This window comes from Variovorax paradoxus, from assembly GCF_022009635.1.
Lineage (GTDB): Bacteria > Pseudomonadota > Gammaproteobacteria > Burkholderiales > Burkholderiaceae_C > Variovorax.
This window is the reverse complement of sequence record NZ_CP091716.1, coordinates 5,467,542-5,487,419: the sequence shown is the minus strand read 5'-3', so window position 1 is coordinate 5,487,419 and position 19,878 is coordinate 5,467,542. Positions and strand designations below refer to the sequence as shown.

Annotated in this window: 22 protein-coding genes and 3 tRNA genes; 17 read left to right on the top strand and 8 right to left on the bottom strand. The window is 66.5% G+C overall.

Going from position 1 to position 19,878, the window contains the following annotated elements; translation table 11 throughout:
* Positions 1–68 precede the first annotated feature (68 nt).
* Complete coding sequence (locus L3V85_RS25450) at positions 69–1,079, top strand: aldo/keto reductase (protein WP_237675454.1); 1,011 nt, start codon at positions 69–71, stop codon at positions 1,077–1,079.
* A 17-nt stretch (positions 1,080–1,096) separates the two neighbouring features.
* On the opposite strand, the gene L3V85_RS25445 is transcribed toward L3V85_RS25450, so the two are convergent.
* Entirely contained in the window at positions 1,097–2,026 is a 930-nt protein-coding gene (locus L3V85_RS25445) for an alpha/beta fold hydrolase (RefSeq protein WP_237675453.1), read from the bottom strand.
* 115 nt (positions 2,027–2,141) lie between these two features.
* Between L3V85_RS25445 and L3V85_RS25440 the strand changes: the two genes are divergently transcribed.
* Positions 2,142–3,203, top strand: coding sequence for an aldo/keto reductase (locus L3V85_RS25440; RefSeq protein WP_237675452.1), 1,062 nt, complete (start codon positions 2,142–2,144; stop codon positions 3,201–3,203).
* A 12-nt stretch (positions 3,204–3,215) separates the two neighbouring features.
* Here the strand turns inward: L3V85_RS25440 and L3V85_RS25435 are convergent, their stop codons facing one another.
* Positions 3,216–3,905, bottom strand: coding sequence for a hypothetical protein (locus L3V85_RS25435; RefSeq protein ID WP_237675451.1), 690 nt, complete (start codon positions 3,903–3,905; stop codon positions 3,216–3,218).
* 39 nt (positions 3,906–3,944) lie between these two features.
* Between L3V85_RS25435 and L3V85_RS25430 the strand changes: the two genes are divergently transcribed.
* From L3V85_RS25430 to L3V85_RS25420, 3 genes are read left to right on the top strand one after another with little or no spacing between them, the layout of a single operon-like run.
* Positions 3,945–4,439: an aminoacyl-tRNA deacylase gene (locus L3V85_RS25430; protein ID WP_237675450.1), complete on the top strand. Its 495-nt coding sequence runs from the start codon at positions 3,945–3,947 to the stop codon at positions 4,437–4,439.
* A gap of 44 nt (positions 4,440–4,483) precedes the next feature.
* Positions 4,484–5,122 carry a glycerol-3-phosphate 1-O-acyltransferase PlsY gene (plsY, locus tag L3V85_RS25425; RefSeq protein ID WP_237675449.1) on the top strand — a complete coding sequence of 213 codons (639 nt, stop codon included), beginning with the start codon at positions 4,484–4,486 and terminating at the stop codon, positions 5,120–5,122.
* A gap of 9 nt (positions 5,123–5,131) precedes the next feature.
* A complete protein-coding gene (locus L3V85_RS25420; RefSeq protein ID WP_237675448.1) occupies positions 5,132–5,485 on the top strand; it encodes a RidA family protein in 354 nt (117 codons plus the stop codon).
* Positions 5,486–5,599: 114 nt separating this feature from the next.
* Here L3V85_RS25420 and L3V85_RS25415 read toward each other — a convergent pair whose 3' ends face one another.
* Both L3V85_RS25415 and L3V85_RS25410 read right to left on the bottom strand, forming a co-directional pair.
* Positions 5,600–6,244 (bottom strand): retropepsin-like aspartic protease family protein, encoded by a 645-nt coding sequence (locus L3V85_RS25415; protein ID WP_237675447.1) that lies wholly within the window; start codon positions 6,242–6,244, stop codon positions 5,600–5,602.
* 10 nt (positions 6,245–6,254) lie between these two features.
* Positions 6,255–6,740: a YajQ family cyclic di-GMP-binding protein gene (locus L3V85_RS25410; protein WP_237675446.1), complete on the bottom strand. Its 486-nt coding sequence runs from the start codon at positions 6,738–6,740 to the stop codon at positions 6,255–6,257.
* A 45-nt stretch (positions 6,741–6,785) separates the two neighbouring features.
* Here L3V85_RS25410 and murB point away from each other — a divergent pair, with 45 nt between their 5' ends.
* Positions 6,786–7,838, top strand: a complete 1,053-nt coding sequence (gene murB / locus L3V85_RS25405) for a UDP-N-acetylmuramate dehydrogenase (protein WP_237675445.1) — start codon at positions 6,786–6,788, stop codon at positions 7,836–7,838.
* 10 nt (positions 7,839–7,848) lie between these two features.
* Complete coding sequence (locus L3V85_RS25400; RefSeq protein WP_237675444.1) at positions 7,849–8,694, top strand: glycine-rich domain-containing protein; 846 nt, start codon at positions 7,849–7,851, stop codon at positions 8,692–8,694.
* 82 nt (positions 8,695–8,776) lie between these two features.
* On the opposite strand, the gene argG is transcribed toward L3V85_RS25400, so the two are convergent.
* From argG to L3V85_RS25380, 4 genes are all read right to left on the bottom strand, one after another.
* Positions 8,777–10,117 carry an argininosuccinate synthase gene (gene argG, locus L3V85_RS25395; RefSeq protein ID WP_237675443.1) on the bottom strand — a complete coding sequence of 447 codons (1,341 nt, stop codon included), beginning with the start codon at positions 10,115–10,117 and terminating at the stop codon, positions 8,777–8,779.
* A gap of 13 nt (positions 10,118–10,130) precedes the next feature.
* Positions 10,131–10,457, bottom strand: coding sequence for a pyrimidine/purine nucleoside phosphorylase (locus L3V85_RS25390; RefSeq protein ID WP_237675442.1), 327 nt, complete (start codon positions 10,455–10,457; stop codon positions 10,131–10,133).
* 113 nt (positions 10,458–10,570) lie between these two features.
* Positions 10,571–11,149, bottom strand: coding sequence for a PXPV repeat protein (locus L3V85_RS25385; protein ID WP_237675441.1), 579 nt, complete (start codon positions 11,147–11,149; stop codon positions 10,571–10,573).
* A 55-nt stretch (positions 11,150–11,204) separates the two neighbouring features.
* Entirely contained in the window at positions 11,205–11,561 is a 357-nt protein-coding gene (locus L3V85_RS25380) for an ArsC family reductase (RefSeq protein WP_237675440.1), read from the bottom strand.
* A 36-nt stretch (positions 11,562–11,597) separates the two neighbouring features.
* On the opposite strand from L3V85_RS25380, the gene folC reads away from it, so the two are divergent.
* The 10 genes from folC to L3V85_RS25330 all read left to right on the top strand — a co-directional run bounded on the left by folC (position 11,598) and on the right by L3V85_RS25330 (position 19,735).
* Positions 11,598–12,905: a bifunctional tetrahydrofolate synthase/dihydrofolate synthase gene (gene folC, locus L3V85_RS25375; protein WP_237680646.1), complete on the top strand. Its 1,308-nt coding sequence runs from the start codon at positions 11,598–11,600 to the stop codon at positions 12,903–12,905.
* A gap of 72 nt (positions 12,906–12,977) precedes the next feature.
* Positions 12,978–13,859 carry an SPOR domain-containing protein gene (locus tag L3V85_RS25370; RefSeq protein WP_237675439.1) on the top strand — a complete coding sequence of 294 codons (882 nt, stop codon included), beginning with the start codon at positions 12,978–12,980 and terminating at the stop codon, positions 13,857–13,859.
* An 18-nt stretch (positions 13,860–13,877) separates the two neighbouring features.
* Complete coding sequence (locus L3V85_RS25365; protein WP_237675438.1) at positions 13,878–14,363, top strand: CvpA family protein; 486 nt, start codon at positions 13,878–13,880, stop codon at positions 14,361–14,363.
* Positions 14,364–14,375: 12 nt separating this feature from the next.
* Positions 14,376–15,878, top strand: a complete 1,503-nt coding sequence (gene purF / locus L3V85_RS25360; protein WP_237675437.1) for an amidophosphoribosyltransferase — start codon at positions 14,376–14,378, stop codon at positions 15,876–15,878.
* Between the two features lie 11 nt (positions 15,879–15,889).
* Positions 15,890–17,113, top strand: a complete 1,224-nt coding sequence (locus L3V85_RS25355; protein WP_237675436.1) for an O-succinylhomoserine sulfhydrylase — start codon at positions 15,890–15,892, stop codon at positions 17,111–17,113.
* Positions 17,114–17,117: 4 nt separating this feature from the next.
* Positions 17,118–18,506, top strand: a complete 1,389-nt coding sequence (gltX, locus tag L3V85_RS25350; protein WP_237675435.1) for a glutamate--tRNA ligase — start codon at positions 17,118–17,120, stop codon at positions 18,504–18,506.
* Between the two features lie 35 nt (positions 18,507–18,541).
* Positions 18,542–18,617 (top strand) — tRNA-Ala (locus tag L3V85_RS25345).
* 57 nt (positions 18,618–18,674) lie between these two features.
* Positions 18,675–18,750, top strand: a tRNA-Glu gene (locus L3V85_RS25340).
* 70 nt (positions 18,751–18,820) lie between these two features.
* A tRNA-Asp gene (locus L3V85_RS25335) sits at positions 18,821–18,897 on the top strand.
* 367 nt (positions 18,898–19,264) lie between these two features.
* A complete protein-coding gene (locus L3V85_RS25330; protein WP_237675434.1) occupies positions 19,265–19,735 on the top strand; it encodes an HU family DNA-binding protein in 471 nt (156 codons plus the stop codon).
* Positions 19,736–19,878: the final 143 nt, after the last annotated feature.

Genomic DNA, 19,878 nt, shown 5'->3' with positions numbered 1-19,878 from the left:
GATTTCCTTCCAGACTACCGCCCATGCCGCTCGCAACCGCATGCGGCCCCTCTGAAAGGACAGCCACCATGAACACACTCCAACTCGGCGCCACAGGCCCCAAGGTCTCCGCATTCGGCCTCGGCTGCATGGGCATGTCGGGCATGTACGGCCCGGCCGACCGCGCGGAAAGCATCGCCACCATCCATGCCGCCATGGACGCGGGCATCACCCTGCTCGACACCGGCGACTTCTACGGCAGCGGCCACAACGAAATGCTGATCGGCGAAGCGCTGAAAGGCCTGAAGGGTTCGCAGCGCGACGCGGCACTGGTGAGCGTGAAGTTCGGCGCCATGCGCGACCCGGCCGGCGGCTGGGTCGGCTACGACGCGCGGCCCGCGGCGGTGAAGAACTTCGCCACCTACTCGCTGCAGCGCCTGGGCGTGGACCACATCGACGTCTACCGCCCGGCGCGGCTCGATCCGAACGTGCCCGTCGAAGACACCATCGGCGCCATCGCCGACCTCGTGAAGGCGGGCTACGTGCGCCACATCGGCCTGTCGGAAGTGGGCTCGCAGACCATCCGCAAGGCGGCGGCGGTACATCCGGTCTGCGATCTGCAGATCGAGTATTCGCTGATCTCGCGCGGCATCGAGGACGACATCCTTGCCACCTGCCGCGAGCTGGGCATTGCCATCACCGCCTACGGCGTGCTCTCGCGCGGGCTGATCAGCGGGCACTGGAAGAAGGACAGCGCGGGCGCCAAGGATTTCCGTGCGCACAGCCCGCGCTTCCAGGGCGAGAACGTGGACCGCAACCTGGCGCTGGTCGATGCGCTGCGCAAGATCGCCGATGCCAAGGGCGTGACGGTGGCGCAGATCGCCATCGCCTGGGTGGTGGCGCAGGGCGACGACATCGTGCCGCTGATCGGCGCGCGGCAGCGCACGCGGCTGGACGAGGCGCTCGGGGCGCTGGACGTGAAGCTGTCCGCCGATGACCTGGCGGCCATCGAGCGCGCCGTGCCCAAGGGCGCCGCCGCCGGCGACCGCTATGCGGCGGCGCAGATGGCGAGCCTGGACAGCGAGCCGCGCCGCGGCTGAGCGGCCGGCCGGGTCGGTCAGTCAGCGAGGAAGTCTTCGATCATCCGCGCCACGATCCGCGGCTGGTCGTGGTGCAGCATGTGGCCCGCGTCTTCCAGCCGCTCGATGCGCGCGGCGGGTACCGACTTCAGCCGCTCGTGGAATTCTTCGAGCGTGTAGCGGTTCTTCCACCAGCCCTGCAGGCTGTCGTCGGAGGCCTCGACCATCAGCAGCGGGGCGGTGATGCGCGCGTAGAGCGCCAGCGTCTCGTCCACGCGGAAGATGTGCGCGTTGACGATCTTGTGCGCTGCCTCGCCCAGGATCTGCCAGCGCTCGCCGCCGTCGGGCTGCGCATGGTTCACCGACCAGTGGCTGGCGAGCCAGTTGGCCTTGTCGGGCGTCAGGCGCGGGTTGGTCTTCATGAGGCGGCGGGCCACGCCCTCCACGCCCGAATAGCCGGCCAGCGCCATCTCGCCGCGGTGCAGGCGCTTGAGTTCGTCGATCCACTGGCCGTAGCGCGCGGGCGCCTCCTCGGGCTTGCGCGCCGGCATGCCGAAGCCTTCGAGGTTGACCAGGCGGCGGATGCGCTGCGGCCGCACGCCGGCGTAGTGCATGACGACATTGCCGCCCATGCTGTGGCCGACGAGGTCGATCTGCCGGGCGCCTTCGCCTTCACCGGCGTAGTGGTCGAGCAGCCATTCGAGGTCGGCCAGGTAGTCGGCGAGCCAGTAGTTGTCGACGCCGCCGCCGCCGGTCAGGCCGAAGCCGCGCCAGTCGGGCGCGATGATGAAGCGGTCTTCTTCCATCGCGTCGACCACGAATTGCCACGACGCCGCCACGTCCATCCAGCCGTGCACCAAAACCAGAGGCGGGCGCGCGTCGGAGGGCTGGCCCCACAGGCGCACGTGGTAGCTGAGGTTGCGCACGGGCACGAATTCGCTGCGGGAGGGGCGGAGGGCTTGGTACATGGCGCCCGATGATAAGGAGGCCCTTGCGGGCGCGCAGTCCGCCACAGGACAGGCGCCGCCCGGGTTTATTGCCCCCGGCCAGCGGGAGGCGGGAGGGGACGGTAGCATCCCGCGCATGAAAAAGATCCAACTCGGTCAAAGCGACCTGCACGTCACCCCGATCTGCCTCGGCACGATGACCTTCGGCGAACAGGTCGACGAACCCACTTCGCACGCCATCCTGAGCCGCTCGCTCGAGCGCGGCGTCGACTTTATCGACACCGCCGAGATGTACTCGGTGCCCACGCGCAAGGAAACCTACACCGTCACCGAAACCATCATCGGCAACTGGTTCGCAGCCAATCCCGGCGCGCGCGAGAAGCTGGTGGTCGCGACCAAGGTCGCGGGCCCGTCGCGCGGCATGCCCTGGGTGCGCGAAGGCAGCGGCATGACGGCTGCGGACATCGAGGCTTCGTGCAACGCGAGCCTGAAGCGCCTGAAGACCGACGTCATCGACCTCTACCAGATTCACTGGCCGGAGCGCCATGTGCCGCTGTTCGGCAACATGTATTACGACCCGGCCAAGGAAAGCTCGAAGACGCCGATCCTCGAACAGCTCGAAGCGCTGGGCAAGCTGGTGAAGGCCGGCAAGGTGCGCGCCATCGGCCTGTCGAACGAAACGCCCTACGGCGTGCATGAGTTCGTGCGGCTGGCCGAGCAGCACGGGCTGCCGCGCGTGGCGACGGTGCAGAACGTGTACAGCCTCATCAGCCGCGGCCACGAGAACGCGCTGGACGAGACCATGCACCGGCTGAACGTGTCGCTGCTGGCGTATTCGCCGCTGGCCTTCGGCCTGCTCACCGGCAAGTACGACCAGAGCGGCATCGAGGGCCCCGACGCGCCGAAGGGCGCGCGCATCTCGAGCTACGAGTCGGTGCGCAAGCAGCGCTGGGGCCGCCCCGATTCGCTGCGCGCGGCCAAGCGCTACAACCAGCTGGCGCGCGACAACGGCCTGACGCCGACGCAACTGGCGCTGGCCTTCTGCTACACCAAGTGGCAGGTGGCGAGCACGATCATCGGCGTGACCTCGGTGGCGCAGCTGGACGAGGATCTGGACGCGTACGGCACCACGCTGTCGGCCGAGATCCTGGCCGAGATCGACAAGATCCGCTGGGAAATCCGCGATCCGGCGGCCTGAGGCTTGCCGGAGTCAGCGGCCGCAGTCGCCGTTGGCCGCGGCCAGCGCCAGGGCGGGCAGGCTCAAGAGGCCCATGCCGCTGCCCTTGAACTGGCCTTTCATGCAGTCGCCGCGCGCCGAGGCGGCGACATCGGCGCTCAGCCGGGAATCGAAGGTGGAGCGCGGGTTGCCGTTGAGGTCTTGCCCGGCGCGGTCGGCGAAGGAACGCTCACGGCCGATGTCGCGCAGGGCGCGGCGGGTGCTTTCGGAATGAAGGATCAGCGGTTTGGCTGGTGCGGGGCTTGCCGCTTGCGATGGCTCGTCGGCCGCGACCGGTGCGGCGGGAGCCGTCGTCGCATTGCTTCGGGTGGGCAGGGGCGCACGCCTCGCGGTTGCGCGAGCTGCCGGAGCCGGGGCGCGCGGTGTCGCTTCCTTTTGCTGTGCCGGTGGTTCGGCCTTCATGACGGGCGGGGCAACCTGCACCACTTCCATCACCACGCGCCGAGCCGTATCGGCCATGCGCCTGTGCGGCTGCGTTGCGCCCAGCAGCAGCCAGAGCACGGCTGCGTGCATCGCCACCACGGCCAGCACGAGCGCAATCAGGTTGGGGCGGTGCATCAACGCCCGAGGTGGAACGAGGCCTTGAATACCGGGGCTGTCGTATGCTGCATGGTCGGACCGGAATTCGATGTAGTTCGGCAAATTCTTGCCGTGGAACTCCAAGTTTTCTGAAGTGATCCTGAACCTGCAATTGCCACCGAGATGGCCAAGAAAAGCACCCATACCTCCGAGACGCCCGCCACGCAATTGCTGCGCGCGCACAAGATCGCCTTCACCGAGCACCCTTACGAATACGTCGAGCACGGCGGCGCGCAGCGCGGCGCCGAAATGCTCGGGCTCGATCCGTTCACCGTCATCAAGACGCTGGTCATGCAGGACCAGGACGCCAAGCCGCTGATCGTGCTGATGCACGGCAACCGCACGGTGTCGACCAAGAACCTCGCGCGGCAGATCGGCGCCAAGTCGGTCGAGCCGTGCAAGCCCGAGGTGGCGCAGCGCCACAGCGGCTACATGGTGGGCGGCACTTCGCCGTTCGGCACGCGGCGCGAGATGCCGGTGTATGTGGAGTCCGCCATCCTCGAGCTGCCGAGGATCGTGCTCAACGGCGGGCGGCGGGGCTACCTGATCGGCATCGATCCGCGGGTGTGCGTGGACCTGCTGGGCGCCAAGCCCGTGCAATGTGCGCTGGCAGAATAGCCGGCGCCGAACAGAACAACAACCATCCCCCGCGGAGTGCCGTCTTGAGTTTCACCTTGCCTTCCTTCATTGCCATCGTGGTGTCGTACCTGATCGGCTCGCTGTCCTTCGCGGTCATCGTGAGCAAGGCGCTCGGCATGGCCGACCCGCGCAGCTACGGCAGCAAGAACCCCGGCGCCACCAACGTGCTGCGCTCGGGCAACAAGGGCGCGGCGCTGGCCACGCTGCTGCTCGACGCGCTCAAGGGCTGGGTGCCGGTATTCCTGATCCACCAGTTCGGCGGGCAGTGGGGGTTGGGGGCGGGCGTCGCGGCGCTGGCCGGCCTGGCGGCCTTCCTGGGCCATCTGTACCCTGTGTTCTTCAGCTTCCAGGGCGGCAAGGGCGTGGCCACGGCCGCCGGCGTGCTGGTGGGCATCGCGCCCTGGCTGGGGCTGGCCACCGGCGTCACCTGGCTGATCATCGCGATCTTCTTCCGCTATTCGTCGCTGTCGTCGCTGGTGGCGGCGTTCTTCGCGCCGGCTTACTACCTGATCGGCGGCGGCATTGCCTGGCCGCTCGACCGCACGGTGCTGGTTGCGCTTATCGTCATGAGCTTGCTGCTGATCTGGCGGCACCGCGAAAACATCCGCCGGCTCGCGGCCGGCACGGAGTCGAAGCTCGGCTCCAAGAAAAAGAAGGACTGAAAGAACACCATGGCTTCCATCACCCGCTTCCACGTCGGCCCGCGCCTGTCGGAAACCGCCGTTCACAACGGCACCATCTACCTCGCCGGCCAGGTGCCCGACGACACCACGCAGGACATCCGCGGCCAGACCGCGCAAGTGCTCGCCATGGTCGACCGCCTGCTGGCCGAGGCCGGCAGCGACAAGTCGCGCATCCTCATGACGCAGATATTCCTGGCCGACATCAATGACATCTCGGCCATGAACGAGGTGTGGGACGCGTGGATTCCGGCCGGCAACACGCCGCCGCGCGCGACCGTGCAGGCCCAGATGGCCAACTCGGCCTACAAGATCGAGATCGTCGTCACCGCCGCGCAGGCCTGATCGGCCCGGGTCTTTTCAAGGGGCCGCCGCGCACGGCCGCCCGAAGCGGCCGGCCCGCCCCTGGTAGGGGGTTGGCGGAGCGACACGAAGTGCGCGCAGCCTGGGGGCGAGCAATCAGTACCGTTTTTCGAGGACCATCTGGTCCGCGTCGCGCCGCATCGAGAAGCGGTTGATGAAGCTGTTGCCCAGCAGCACGAAGGGCATCGACTGCTGCGAAACGACGGCGTCGATGTCGTACACCTCGACATCGCCCACGCGCACCGACTGCAGCCGCAGCCGGTAGCCCTGGGCCACGCCGTTGGCGGTGCCGATCTGCACCGGCTGGCCCTTGCTGTAGTCCAGCCCGATGCGTTGCGCGTCGGCGGCCGACATGGCCACGTTGGTGGCGCCGGTGTCGAGCATGAAAGTGACGGCGCGCCCGTTGATGGTGCCCTGCGTCATGAAATGCCCCCGGCTGTCGGCCGGCAGCACGATGCGGTTGCCACTGCCGCCCGAACCACCCCCGCCGCCGATGCTCACCGGCGTGTCCATGCGCAGGTTGACGCGCTTGCCTTCGAGTTCGACCACCGCCTGCTCGGACTGAAGCGACAAGAGCTTCACGCCCTGGAAAGTCTCGCCGACCGCCACCGTCTTGGGTGGGGCGCCGTTCACGATCAGGATCGCGCGGCTGCCGATGGTGCCGGTCAGGGTGACCGAACCGGCGGCGTGCGCCACGGCGGCCGCAGCCAGGAGCTGCGCCGCGACGACGAGCGCTTTCATGGGGCGGGGCTCAGTCGCGGAAATTATTGAACGTGAGCGGCATGTCCGGCACGTCCTTCTTGATGAGGGCCATGGCGGCTTGCAGGTCGTCGCGCTTGGCGCCGGTGATGCGCACCGCGTCGCCCTGGATCGCGGCCTGCACCTTGAGCTTGCTGTCTTTCACGATGCGGGTGATCTTCTTGGCCTGCTCGCTCTCGATGCCGCTCTTGACCTTGATGACCTGCTTGACCTTGTCGCCGCCCATCTTCTGGACGTCGCCCTTGTCGAGGAAACGCACGTCGACGCTGCGCTTGGTGAGCTTGCTGCGCAGGATGTCTTCGACCTGCACGAGCTGGAACTCGGCGTCGCCGATCATGGTGATCTCCTTGTCCTTGAGCTCGACCGCGGCGGCCGTGCCCTTGAAGTCGAAGCGCGTCGCGATCTCCTTGGCGGTGTTTTCGACCGCGTTCTTCACTTCGGGCAGATTGGGCTCGCAGACGGTATCGAAGGACGGCATTGACTCTCTCCTGAATTCACTGATGCTGGATGCGACAATTCTCCCATGATCGTGGAGTCCAACGTCCCGCTGCAGCCCTACAACAGCTTTGGCATCGTCGCACGCGCGCAGCATCTTGCGCGCATCACCGGCGAGGCCGATCTGGTGGCCCTGCGTGCCGATCCGCAGTGGCGCGACGCGCCCCGTTTCGTGCTGGGCGGCGGCAGCAACATCGTGCTCACGGGCGACGTCAAGCCGTTGGTGCTGAAGGTCGAGATCAAGGGCCTGCGGCTGGTCGAGGAAACCCCGCGCGCCTGGATCGTCGAGGCCGGCGCGGGCGAAACCTGGCACGACGCGGTCGAGTGGATGGTGCGCAGCGGCTATCCGGGGCTCGAAAACCTCGCGCTGATTCCCGGCACCGTGGGTGGCTCGCCGGTGCAGAACATCGGCGCCTACGGTGTCGAACTGCAAGACCGCTTCGAGTCGCTCGATGCCTACGACCTGGAAACCGGCCGCAGCTTCACGCTCGACGCCGCCCAATGCGCCTTCGGCTACCGCGATTCGGTGTTCAAGCATGTGCGCAGCGGCCCCAACGACTTCGGCTTGGCGGGCCGCGCGGTGATCACCCGGGTGCGCTTGCGGCTGCCCAAGCCGTGGAAGGCCGTGGTCGGCTACCTCGACCTGGAGCGCAAGATGGAAGAAACCGGCAATTTCACGCCGAGCGCCCTCGACATCTTCGAATGGATCTGCGCCATCCGTCGCGCCAAGCTGCCCGACTGGCGCGTGCTGGGCAACGCCGGCAGCTTCTTCAAGAACCCGACGGTCACGCCGGAGCAGTGCGCGGACATCATCGCGCGCGACCCCAAGATCGTTCACTACCCGATGGACGACGGCAGCATCAAGCTCGCGGCCGGCTGGCTCATCGATGCCTGCGGCTGGAAGGGCAAGTCGGTGGGCAATGCCGGCGTCTACGAAAAGCAGGCGCTGGTGCTGGTCAACCGCGGCGGCGCCGAGAACCCGGTGACCGGCGGCGAGGTGATGACGCTCGCCAAGGCCATCCAGACCAGCGTGTACGAGCGCTTCGGCATCCGGCTGGAGCCGGAGCCGGTGGTGGTCTGAGCCCCGGGGCATGGACCTCGACTTTCTTCAGCTGAACTACCGGCGGCGCATTGCCGCGCTGGTGTGGGCCCGCCGGGCGGTGCCGCTGGTGGCGTTGCTCGCGATGTTCCTGGGCTCGCGCCGGTGGGGCTCGGTGGTGGCGGTGGTCGTGCTGGCGCTGTTGTTCTCGGCGGTGCTCAAGTTTCTCGAAGCCAGCCTGCGGCGCCAGTTCATCCGCGAAGCGCGGCTGCCGCCTTTTCTTGTCGGCAAGCTGTGCGAGGCGCATCCGCAGCTCAGCCGGCGCGACGCCGAACTGGTGTTGCGCGGCCTGCGCCAGTTCTTCATGGCGCATCTTCGCAGCGACCGCAAGTTCGTGGCCATGCCCTCGAAGGTGGTCGATACGGCCTGGCACGAGTTCATCCTGCACACGCAGGGCTACCAGAACTGGTGCAAGGCGGCGTTCGGCGGCATGCTGCATCACAGCCCGGCCGAAATACTGGGCCGCGACGCAAGGCGCAACGATGGCCTGCGCCGCACCTGGTACTGGGCCTGCAAGGAAGAGAGCATCGATCCGCGCAAGCCGGCACGGCTGCCGCTGCTGTTTGCGCTGGACATCAAGTTCGCCATCGACGGCGGCTTCCACTACGTGCCCGACTGCCGCGCGGTCGAGCGGTACATCGGCTCCGACGCTCAGTGCGGTACGAGCTTCGGGGAGTCGTCCTCGTCGGATGGCGGCAGCTCGGGCGATGCCGGTGGCTTCGGCGGCAGTGAATCGAGCGGCGGCAGCGGCGATGGTGGCTCCAGCGATGGCGGCGGCTCGTCCGACGGCGGTGGTGGCTGTGGCGGCGGCTGCGGTGGAGGTGGTGGCGGGGACTGAAAACCTGCGCGCCAATGAAAACGGGCCCCGAAGGGCCCGTTGTCGTTTCTGTCTGCCCCCTCAGCGAGGAGGCAAGAGGCTATCAGCTCGCGTCGCCGTCGTTCGTCAGCTTCGGCAGCGAGGCGCCTTCGCTCGCCGACAGCAGGCCGGTGCGGGTGTAGATCGCCAGCTTCTCGCGCGTGTCGACGATGTCCAGGTTGCGCATCGTCAGCTGGCCGATGCGGTCCAGCGGCGTGAACGCGCCCTCGACCTTTTCCATGCTCAGGCGCTCGGGCTTGTAGGTGAGGTTGGCCGACTCGGTGTTCAGGATCGAGTAGTCGTTGCCGCGGCGCAGTTCGACCGTCACTTCGCCGGTGATGGCGCGCGCCACCCAGCGTTGTGCCGTTTCGCGCAGCATGATGGCCTGCGGGTCGAACCAGCGGCCCTGGTAGAGCAGGCGGCCGAGCTTGCGGCCGTTGTCGCGGTACTGCTCGATGGTGTCTTCGTTGTGGATGCCGGTGACCAGGCGCTCGTAGGCGATGAACAGCAGCGCCAGGCCGGGGGCTTCGTAGATGCCGCGGCTCTTGGCTTCGATGATGCGGTTCTCGATCTGGTCGCTCATGCCCAGGCCGTGGCGGCCGCCGATGCGGTTGGCCTCGAGGATCAGGTCGACCAGGTTCGAGTAGCGCACGCCGTTCAGCGCAACGGGCACGCCTTCTTCGAAGCGCACCGAGACGGTTTCGCGCTTGACTTCGACTTCGTCCTTCCAGAAGGCCACGCCCATGATGGGCTGCACGATCTGGATGCCGCTGTTCAGGTGTTCGAGGTCTTTGGCCTCGTGCGTGGCGCCGAGCATGTTGGAGTCGGTCGAGTAGGCCTTCTCCGCCGACATCTTGTAGGCGAAGCCGGCCTGCTGCATGAACGCCGACATTTCGGCGCGGCCGCCCAGCTCGTCGATGAAGACCTGGTCGAGCCAGGGCTTGTAGATCTTGAGGTTGGGGTTGGTCAGCAGGCCGTAGCGGTAGAAACGCTCGATGTCGTTGCCCTTGTAGGTGCTGCCGTCGCCCCAGATGTGGACGTCGTCTTCCTTCATGGCCGACACCAGCATCGTGCCGGTGACGGCGCGGCCCAGCGGCGTGGTGTTGAAGTAGGTCACGCCGGCGGTGGTCACATGGAAGGCGCCGGCCTGCAGGGCGGCGATGCCTTCGTTGGCCAGCTGCACGCGGCAGTCGATCAGGCGGGCGTTCTCGGCGCCGTAGAGCATCGCCTTGCGCGGGATCTCGTCGTAGTCGGGCTCGTCGGGCTGGCCGAGGTTGGCGGTGTAGGCGTAGGGAATGGCGCCCTTGTTGCGCATCCAGTGCAGCGCCGCGCTGGTGTCCAGGCCGCCGGAGAAGGCGATGCCGACCTTCTGGCCGGCGGGTACGTTTTGGAGGATGGTCGACATGTCAGGTCCCGGTTCAGCCGAAGTGGCAGATGTAGCTGTAGGGCTCGCCGGTGACCCGGATCTGGAAGCTGGAGTTGCCGGGCACGCTGAATTTCTGGCCGGGGCCCGAGGCGATCCATTCGCTGGTGCCCGCGAGCTGGTATTCGCAGCTGCCGCCGGCGCCTTCCATGATTTCAGGCGCGCCGGTGTTGAAGGTGAGGGTGGACGGAAGGATCACGCCGACCGACTTCTTGGTGCCGTCCGCGAGCGTGAGGTTGTGGCTCACGCACTTGCCGTCGAAGTACACATTGGCCTTGGTGGCCACTGCGGCGCTGTTGATTGTGTCGGTAGTCGTCGTCATTGGGTGGCGCCGGCGCGGGAGCGGTCGGCGAATCGAGGACGCACCGCACCAGCGGCGCACCCGTCAAGGGTTGGAAAGTCCTCGATTTTAGGGGCTCGACGAGCCCCGCCCGCTCAGCGGTGCCAGCCGCCGCGGAAACCGCCCCAGCCGCCGCGGTAGTAGCCGCCGCCCCAGCCGCGCGAATAGCCCAGGTTCAGCGAGATGCCGACCGGCGGATAGGCATAGGGATAACCGTAGCCATAGAAGGGATCGACGTACACCGGCGCCGGTTGCACGTAGACGGGCGCCGGCTGCACATACACGGGCGCCGGATTGCCCGCGCCGACCACCACGCCGGGCTCGGGCACGACGTTGTCCCAGGGGGAGCCGCCGCTGCCGCTGGCCTCCACCGGGTAGGTCTGGACCTGGCCCTGAGGTGCCACTGGCGAAGTCACGCCGTAGGCGGATGCCTGGACCGCGATGGTCGCGCCGGGCCGGGTGCTCATGCGGGTGGTGTACTGCTGGCCGTTGTATTCGTAGGTAACGTTGTAGCTGACATCGCTACCAGTCGTTTCGCGGATCGGCGTGGCGGAAATCACCCGCGCCTGGACGACCTGGCTTTGCTGCTGCTGGGCGTGCACGAGGCCCGTGCCAGCCGCCAGCGCACCGGCCATCGAGAGGCCGGCAAGGGTGCGAAAAACGTGTCTGTTCATAAGTCTCTCCTGCAGATGGCGGTTGGACGCCCCCTGACGAGGCGGGTTCCGGCATTTACACGGCCTTCACAGCGGCCCATGCATCGGCGTCGAAGCCCGTGGTGACGGGGTTCTTGGGGCCCCAGTCGACCACCGGACGCTTGATGAGACTGGGGTTGGCCAGCAGCACGGGGCGGGCGGTGGCGGCGTCGGTCACGCCTTCGCGCGTGGCCTCGTCCAGCTTGCGCCAGGTGGTGCCCTTGCGGTTGACCAGGGCCTCCCAGCCCGGCTTCTTCAGCCACTGGTCGAGCTCGGCCTCGGGCACGCCCTGTTTCTTGAAATCGTGGAAGGCGTAGGTCACGCCATGTTCGTCGAGCCAGGCGCGGGCGCGCTTGACGGTGTCGCAGTTCGGAATGCCGTATAGGGTTGTCATGGCCGCGATGATGCCCCGGCCCGTGGGTCGGCGACAATCCCGGCCTCAATGGAAACCCTTAACGACTGGCTCGCTCGCGCCGAGCAACTCCATCCCAAGAACATCGAGCTCGGGCTCGAGCGCGCCAAAGAGATGGCGCAGCGCCTCGGCCTGCGCTTCGGCTGCCCGGTCATCACCGTGGCGGGCACCAACGGCAAGGGATCGACCTGCGCGATGCTCGAGTCGATCCTCACCCATGCGGGCTATCGCACGGCGGTCTTCACCTCGCCGCACCTGGTGCGCTTCGAAGAGCGGCTGCGGCTCAAGGGCGAGGCGGTCGATGCTTCGAAACTGATAGCAAGCTTCGAAGTGGTGGAGAAGGCGCGCGGCGACATGCCGCTGACCTACTTCGAGTTCACCACGCTCGGCATCCTGCACTGCATGATCGAGGAAAAGCCCGACGTGGCGATCCTCGAGGTCGGCCTGGGCGGCCGGCTCGACGCGGTCAACATCATCGACACCGACTGCGCGGTCATCACCAGCATCGACCTCGACCACATGGAGTACCTCGGCCCCGACCGCGAAAGCATCGGCTTCGAGAAGGCCGGCATCATGCGCGCGGGCAAGCCGGTCGTCGTGAGCGACCCGATGCCGCCGCAGAGCGTGATCGACCACGCCAACGCCATCGGCGCCGATCTCTGGCGCTTCGGCACCGACTTCAACGTGTCCGGCGACAAGCAGCAGTGGGGCTGGTCGGGCCGCGGCCGGCGCTACAGCGGGCTGGCCTATCCGGCGCTGCGCGGCGCCAACCAGCTCATCAACGCGGCGGGCGTGCTCGCGGCACTGGAAGCGCTGCGGCCGCAACTGCCGATCACCGCGCAGGCGGTACGCAACGGGCTGGCCATGGTCGAGCTGCCGGGCCGCTTCCAGATCGTGCCGGGCGAGCCCGCGCTGGTGCTCGACGTGGCGCACAACGCCCACGCCGTCGCCGCGCTGGCCGAGAACCTCGACGCGATGGGCTTCTATCCCACCACGCACGGCGTGTTCGGTGTCATGGCCGACAAGGACCTGGCGCCGATCCTCGCGCGCATCGGCCCGCTGATCGACCGCTGGTACTTCACCGACCTGCCCACGTCGCGCGCCGCCAAGGCGGCCGACCTGCTGGCCAGCTGGCAGGCCCAGAACACCCGTACCGACGCCTCGGGCAGCGTGCACGCAGGCCCGATGGAGGCGTTGCGCGCAGCCATCGAGCAGGCAGGGCCCGCTGATAGAATCGTCGTCTTCGGATCGTTCTTCACCGTGGGTGGCGTGCTCGAAAACGGCACCCCCCGGCTGCAAGCCAAACACCTGCTGCCAGGCGGCTGATCGCCGGGCTGTCCACACACCCTCGGCACCACCGGGCACCACCTCGCTGCACTCCTTCAGGGATCGAACTTCATGGCGTTTTTCAAGTTCCGCACGCGCGGCCCGCAAGGCAACGAAGGACGCAGCGCCCCCGCCGCCGCGCCGGCGGAAAGTGTCGAAACCATGCGTCGGCGCGCGCGCCACCGGTTGCTCGGCGCGGCCGTGCTGGTGCTGCTTGGCGTCATCGGCTTTCCGCTGCTGTTCGACACGCAGCCCCGCCCGGTGTCGGTCGACATTCCCATCGAGATTCCCGATCGCAACAAGGTCAAGCCGCTGCCCGTGCCCGCCACGCCGGCGCCGGCCGTGAGCACCGCTCCGGCAGCACCCGACAGCGGCTCGGGCTCGTCGCGCGTCGCCTCGGCTTCGTCGGCCGGCGGCATGATCACCGAGACCGCCGACGGCACCGAGATCGATCCCGGCAAGCCGGCCGCCAGCACACCGCCGCCCGCCGTGGTTCCGGAACGCAAGCCCGAACCCAAGCCGGAGCCCAAACCCGAACCGAAGCCAGAGCACAAGCCGGAACCCAAACCCGAGCCCAAGCCGAAGCCGGAACCCAAGCCCGAGGTCAAGCCCAAGCCCGCCGCGGCCGTCGACGACGGCGCCCGTGCCCGCGCGCTGCTCGAAGGCAAGCCCATCACGGCCGCCGCTGCCGCCACGCCCAAGCCCGCCGCGGCCGACGAGGCCGCTGGCCGCTTCGTGGTGCAGGTCGGTGCGTTCGCCGATGCCGACAAGGCGCGCGAAGTGCGCCAGAAGCTCGAGCGGGCCGGTCTCAAGACCTATGTGCACGTCGCGAAGACGGCCGACGGCGAACGCACGCGTGTGCGTGTCGGTCCCTTCAGCTCGCGTGCCGAGGCCGACCGCGCCGCCGAGAAGGTCAAGGGCTTGTCTTTGTCGGCCGCGATCCTCACGTTGTAAGAACCTTCGCCAGCTGCCGTGGCCTTGCTCGACTGGATCGCCGTTGCGCTCATCGGTGTGTCGATGCTGCTCGGCCTGATGCGCGGGCTGGTGTTCGAGGTGATATCGCTGATCGGCTGGGTGGCCGCATTCATCGCCGCCCAGTGGCTGGCTTCAGGCGTGGCGGCATGGCTGCCGTTCGGAGACCCGCAGGCCGCCTGGCGCTATCCGCTGGCCTTCGTGCTGGTGTTCGTGGCGGTGGCGTTCGGCGTGGGCCTGGTGGCCTCGCTCACGCGCAAGCTGATCACGGTCGTGGGCCTGCGGCCGGTGGACCGTATTTTGGGAGCAGCGTTCGGTGCGGCACGGGGGGCGGTGGCCCTGCTCGTGCTGGCGGTCGTTGTTCATTTGCTGGTGTTGAGCGACAGTGCCTGGTGGCACGAATCGCGCAGCGCCATTGTTCTCGATGCGGCATTGCAGGGCCTCAAACCCTCGCTGCCTGAAAAGTTGGCAAGCTACCTGCCCTGAGAGGAATCGTTCATGTGTGGAATCGTCGGCGTTGTCAGCAACGCACCCGTCAACCAGCTGCTCTATGACGCGCTGCTGCTCCTGCAGCATCGTGGCCAGGACGCGGCAGGCATCGTGACCTTGCTCGAGCGCAAGTTCTTCATGCACAAGGCCAAGGGCATGGTGCGCGACGTGTTCCGCACGCGCAACATGCGCGCGCTGCCGGGCAACGTCGGCCTGGGCCAGGTGCGCTACCCGACCGCCGGCAACGCATACAGCGAGGAAGAGGCCCAGCCCTTCTACGTGAACGCGCCGTTCGGTATCGTGCTCGTGCACAACGGCAACCTGACCAACGCGCACGCGCTGCGTTCGGAGCTGTTCTCCACCGACCACCGCCACACCAACACCGAGAGCGACTCCGAAGTCCTGCTCAACGTGCTGGCCCACGAGATCGAGCGTTCGTCGCGCGGCGTGCCGCTGCACCCGGCCGAGGTGTTCGCCGCGGTCAAGAACATGCACAAGCGCCTGCGCGGCTCGTACGCCGTGGTGTCGCTCATTGCCGGCCACGGCCTGCTTGCCTTCCGCGACCCGTACGGCATCCGCCCGCTGTGCATGGGCCGCAGCGCCGACGGCGCGGTGATGGTGGCCAGCGAATCGGTCGCGCTGGAAGGCTCCGGCCACGTGTTCGAGCGCGATATCGCTCCGGGCGAGGCCGTGTTCATCGACCTCGAAGGCAACGTGCATTCGATGCAGTGCGCCGAGGCGCCCACGCTGAACCCCTGCATCTTCGAATTCGTGTATCTCGCGCGTCCTGATTCGGTGCTTGATGGCATCTCGGTCTACCAGGCGCGCCTGAATCTGGGCGAGACGCTGGCCAAGCGCGTGGTCTCGACCGTGCCGCCGAACCAGATCGACGTGATCATCCCCATTCCCGAGTCCAGCCGCCCGAGCGCCACGCAGCTCGCGCACCTGCTGGGCGTGCCGTACCGCGAAGGCTTCGTGAAGAACCGCTACGTGGGCCGCACCTTCATCATGCCGGGGCAGGGCGTGCGCAAGAAGTCGGTTCGCCAAAAGCTCAACGTGATCGCCAGCGAGTTCAAGGGCCGCAATGTGCTGCTGGTCGACGACTCCATCGTGCGCGGCACCACCAGCCGTGAAATCGTGCAGATGGCTCGCGACGCCGGCGCCCGCAAGGTCTATCTGGCCAGCGCCGCGCCGCCGGTGCGCTACCCCAACGTCTACGGCATCGACATGCCGACCAAGGGCGAGCTGGTGGCGCACGACCGCACCATCGAGGAAATCCGCGAACTCATCGGCTGCGACGCGCTGATCTACCAGGACGTCGACGCCATGAAGCGCGCCATCGGCTCGCTCAACGGCAAGCTCGACGGCTTCGATGCCTCCTGCTTCGACGGCGTGTACGTCACCGGCGACATCGACACCGAAGCCATCTCGCGCATGAACGGCAACCGGCCCCGCATCGAAGAGACCGAAGAAGACTCTTCGCGCCTCGCGCTTCCCAACCACAGCGAATAAGAGTCGACGAAGTGACTGACGAAAGACCCCTGCCGCCCGGCCTGCATCCCGAAACGCTCGCGCTGCGCACAGGCCTTGCGCCGAGCCAGTACGGCGAGCATTCCGACGCGCTGTTCCTGACCAGCGGCTTCGTGCAGCCCGACGCCGAAACCTCGATGCGCCGCTTCGCGGGCACCGAGCCGGGCTTCACCTATTCGCGCACCTCGAACCCGACCGTGACCAGTTTCGAGCAGCGCATCGCGGCGCTCGAAGGCACCGAGGCCGCAATCGGCGCATCGACCGGCATGGGGGCGATCCTCATGATGTGCATGGGCCTGCTGAAGGCCGGCGACCACGTGATCTGCTCGCGCTCGGTGTTCGGCTCCACACTGAACCTGTTCGGCAAGGAGTTCGCCAAGTTCGGCGTCGAGACCACCTTCGTTTCGCAGACCGATGTGGCCGAATGGCGTGCGGCAGTCAAGTCCAACACCAAGCTGCTGTTCGCCGAAACGCCGACCAATCCGCTGACCGAGGTCTGCGACATCCGCGCGCTGGCCGACGTGGCGCATGCCGCGGGCGCGCTTCTGGCGGTCGACAACTGCTTCTGCACGCCGATCCTGCAGCGTCCGGCTGCGCTGGGCGCCGACCTCGTCATCCACTCGGGCACCAAGCACCTCGACGGCCAGGGCCGGGTGATGGCGGGCGCGATCTGCGGTCCTTCGAAGCTCATCGTCGACGTGTTCGGGCCCATCGTGCGCACCGCCGGCATGGCTCTGGCGCCGTTCAATGCGTGGGTCGTGCTCAAGGGCATCGAAACGCTGGGCGTGCGCATGAAGGCGCATTGCGCCAACGCGCTGGACATCGCGCAGTGGCTCGAGAAGCAGCCGGGCATCGCGCGCGTGTATTACCCGGGACTGGCCTCGCATGCGCAGCACGAACTGGCCATGCAGCAGCAGTCGGGGCAGGGCGGGGCGGTGGTGTCGTTCGACGTGGTCGGCGACACGCCCGAGACCGCGCGCGCCAACGCGTTCCACGTCATCAACAGCACGCGCGTGGTGAGCGTTGCCACCAACCTCGGCGACGTGAAGACCATCATCACCCATCCCGGTACCACCTCGCACGGACGCCTGACCGAGGCGCAGCGCCAGGCAGCGGGCATCGGCCAGGGGCTGATCCGCCTTGCGGTCGGCCTGGAGCACGCCGAAGACATCAAGGCCGATCTTTTGCGCGGCCTGAGCACCCTGAATCCACGATAACGAAATGACCGGCAAAGTACGCACCCGCATCGCACCGTCCCCCACGGGTTTTCTTCACCTGGGAACGGCCCGCACCGCGCTCTATTCCTGGGCTTACGCACGCCACTACGGCGGCGAATTCGTGCTGCGCATCGAGGACACCGACGTGGCCCGTTCCACGCAGGACTCGACCGACCAGATCCTCGCGTCGATGCACTGGCTCGGCCTCGAATACGACGAAGGCCCGATCTACCAGATGCAGCGCCTGGAGCGGTATCGCGAAGTGATCGCGCAGATGCTTGCGGCCGGTACGGCCTACCACTGCTACTGCACGCCCGCCGAGCTCGATGAAATGCGCGAGGCACAGCGCGCGCGCGGCGAGAAGACGCTGTACGACCGTCGCTGGCGTCCTGAGCCGGGCAAGGTGCTGCCGCCCGTGCCCGAAGGCGTGCCGCCCGTGGTGCGCTTCTGCAACCCGCCCGAAGGCGACGTGACGTGGAACGACCTCGTCAAGGGCGAGATCACCATCAACAACCGCGAGATCGACGACCTCATCATCCTGCGGCCCGATGGCGTACCCACCTACAACTTCGCGGTGGTGGTCGACGACTGGGACATGAACATCACGCACGTGTTCCGCGGTGACGAGCACATCAACAACACGCCGTGGCAGATCAACATCTTCCGTGCGCTCGGAGCACCGTTGCCCCAGTTCGGCCATGTGCCGGTGATTCTTGGCGACGATGGACAGAAGCTTTCCAAGCGCCGCGGCGCGGTGAGCGTCACTGCCTACGAAGAGAACGGCTACCTGCCCGAAGCGATGCTCAACTACCTCGCGCGCCTCGGCTGGAGCCATGGCGACGACGAGCTCTTCACGCGCGAGCAGATGGTGAGTTGGTTCGACGGTTCGCATCTGTCGAAGAGTCCCGCGCAGTGGGATGCCGCCAAGCTCGCCTGGGTGAATGCTCAATACATCAAGGCCAGGAGCGGTGAAGAGCTTGCTCCGCTCGTCGCCGCGCAGCTGCAGAAGAAGGGCATCGTTGCAGACGAACGCCTGCCCGCGATCTGCGCGCTCTTCAAGGATCGTTGCGACACCACGGTAGCGCTTGCCAACTGGGCTGCTGCGTTCTACGCCGACATTTCGGTGACGGAAGAGGACCGTGCACAGCACATCACGGAGGCCGTTAAACCCGCAATCGCAACACTCGCAGAAAAATTGATAACTGCGACCTGGGATAAGGCCTCAATCTCAGCTATGATCAAGGAAGTGCTCGCAGCACACAGCATGAAAATGCCAGTGTTAGCGATGCCAGTACGTGTGCTTGTGATGGGAACATCGCAGACACCGTCCCTCGATTCAGTCCTAGAGATTTTTTCCAAAGAAAAAGTTATCGAAAGATTGAGAAAGGCCTGAAAAACGGGCTATAATTCGAGGCTCGACACCCACACGGGGGTATAGCTCAGCTGGGAGAGCGCTTGCATGGCATGCAAGAGGTCATCGGTTCGATCCCGTTTACCTCCACCATTAAGTGTCGAGAGAGTTGAAGATAAGTGCTGATCGCAGCACGGTTCCTAAGGTTTTGACCCTATCGTCTAGAGGCCTAGGACACCACCCTTTCACGGTGGCTACCGGGGTTCGAATCCCCGTAGGGTCGCCAGTTTCACGCAAGTGAAGCAGGCACAAGTGGCAACACTTGGCTCGGTAAAACGAGTGAACGTTGTCTACCAGGAGTGGTAGTTCAGTTGGTTAGAATACCGGCCTGTCACGCCGGGGGTCGCGGGTTCGAGTCCCGTCCACTCCGCCAGTTCCGACGAGGGTTAGCAGATGAGAGTCTGCTAACCCTTTTGTCTTTTCGGAACCCGCACTCGGTTGGTCTCCGTGATCAGCAGCTCGGTCTTCCCTTAATTTCCCGGCAAGCAATCGGTGCTCTAGCAGCACGATTCGATCGCATCAGCATGCGACGCATGTTGGCCTTCATCCAAACTTTGACGCGAGTCTTAACTGGGCATCGATCTCGCAGGTCCCATGGCGGCATCGATAGCGCGCTGTCGAGGAAAAAACCCTCGAAACCGAGGGCTCGTTCCCTCTGAGGCAGACCCTTGGACACCACTTTATGTGGCTGCTTTACATAGGCCCTCTCGCAGTCGAATAAACTCCGCCCCGCTTGCAGCTTGTATTCGTTGCTGCGCCGCCATAGGCAACATGGCGAAATTAACTTACTAGGAACTCAGTTGAACCGCATCGAACTCGTCGAAAAAATCGCTACCGCCCACAACCTCAGCAAGGCGGAAGCCGCGCGCGTCCTCGAGACCATCACCAGCACGATCGTTGCTGCCGTGAAGAAGGATGACGCCGTGCAGATCGTCGGCTTCGGCACTTTCAAGCAAGTGGCGCGCGCCGCACGTTCGGGCTTCAACCCCAGCGCCGGCACCAAGATCAAGATCGCCGCACAGAAGGTGCCGAAGTTCGTGCCGGGCGCCGCCTTCAAGGCCGCCGTGGACCCGAAGGCCGCCAAGCGCAAGGCCGACAACAAGGCCGTGGCTGCCAAGCCGGCTGCAAAGGCCGCCAAGCCTGCTGCAAAGCCAGTCGCCAAGAAGGCTGCCGCTCCCGCCAAGAAGGCCGTGGCCGCCAAGAAGAAGTAAGTGACGCACTGCGGCGGTTTCCCGTCGCTTTGCAGAACAAGGCTCCGGCAGTCTGTGCAGACGGTCTGCCGGGTGCCTGAACCGAGATGCCCCGCCCAGCGGGGCATTTTTCATTGTGGCGAGAGCGAGCCACATGCCTGCGC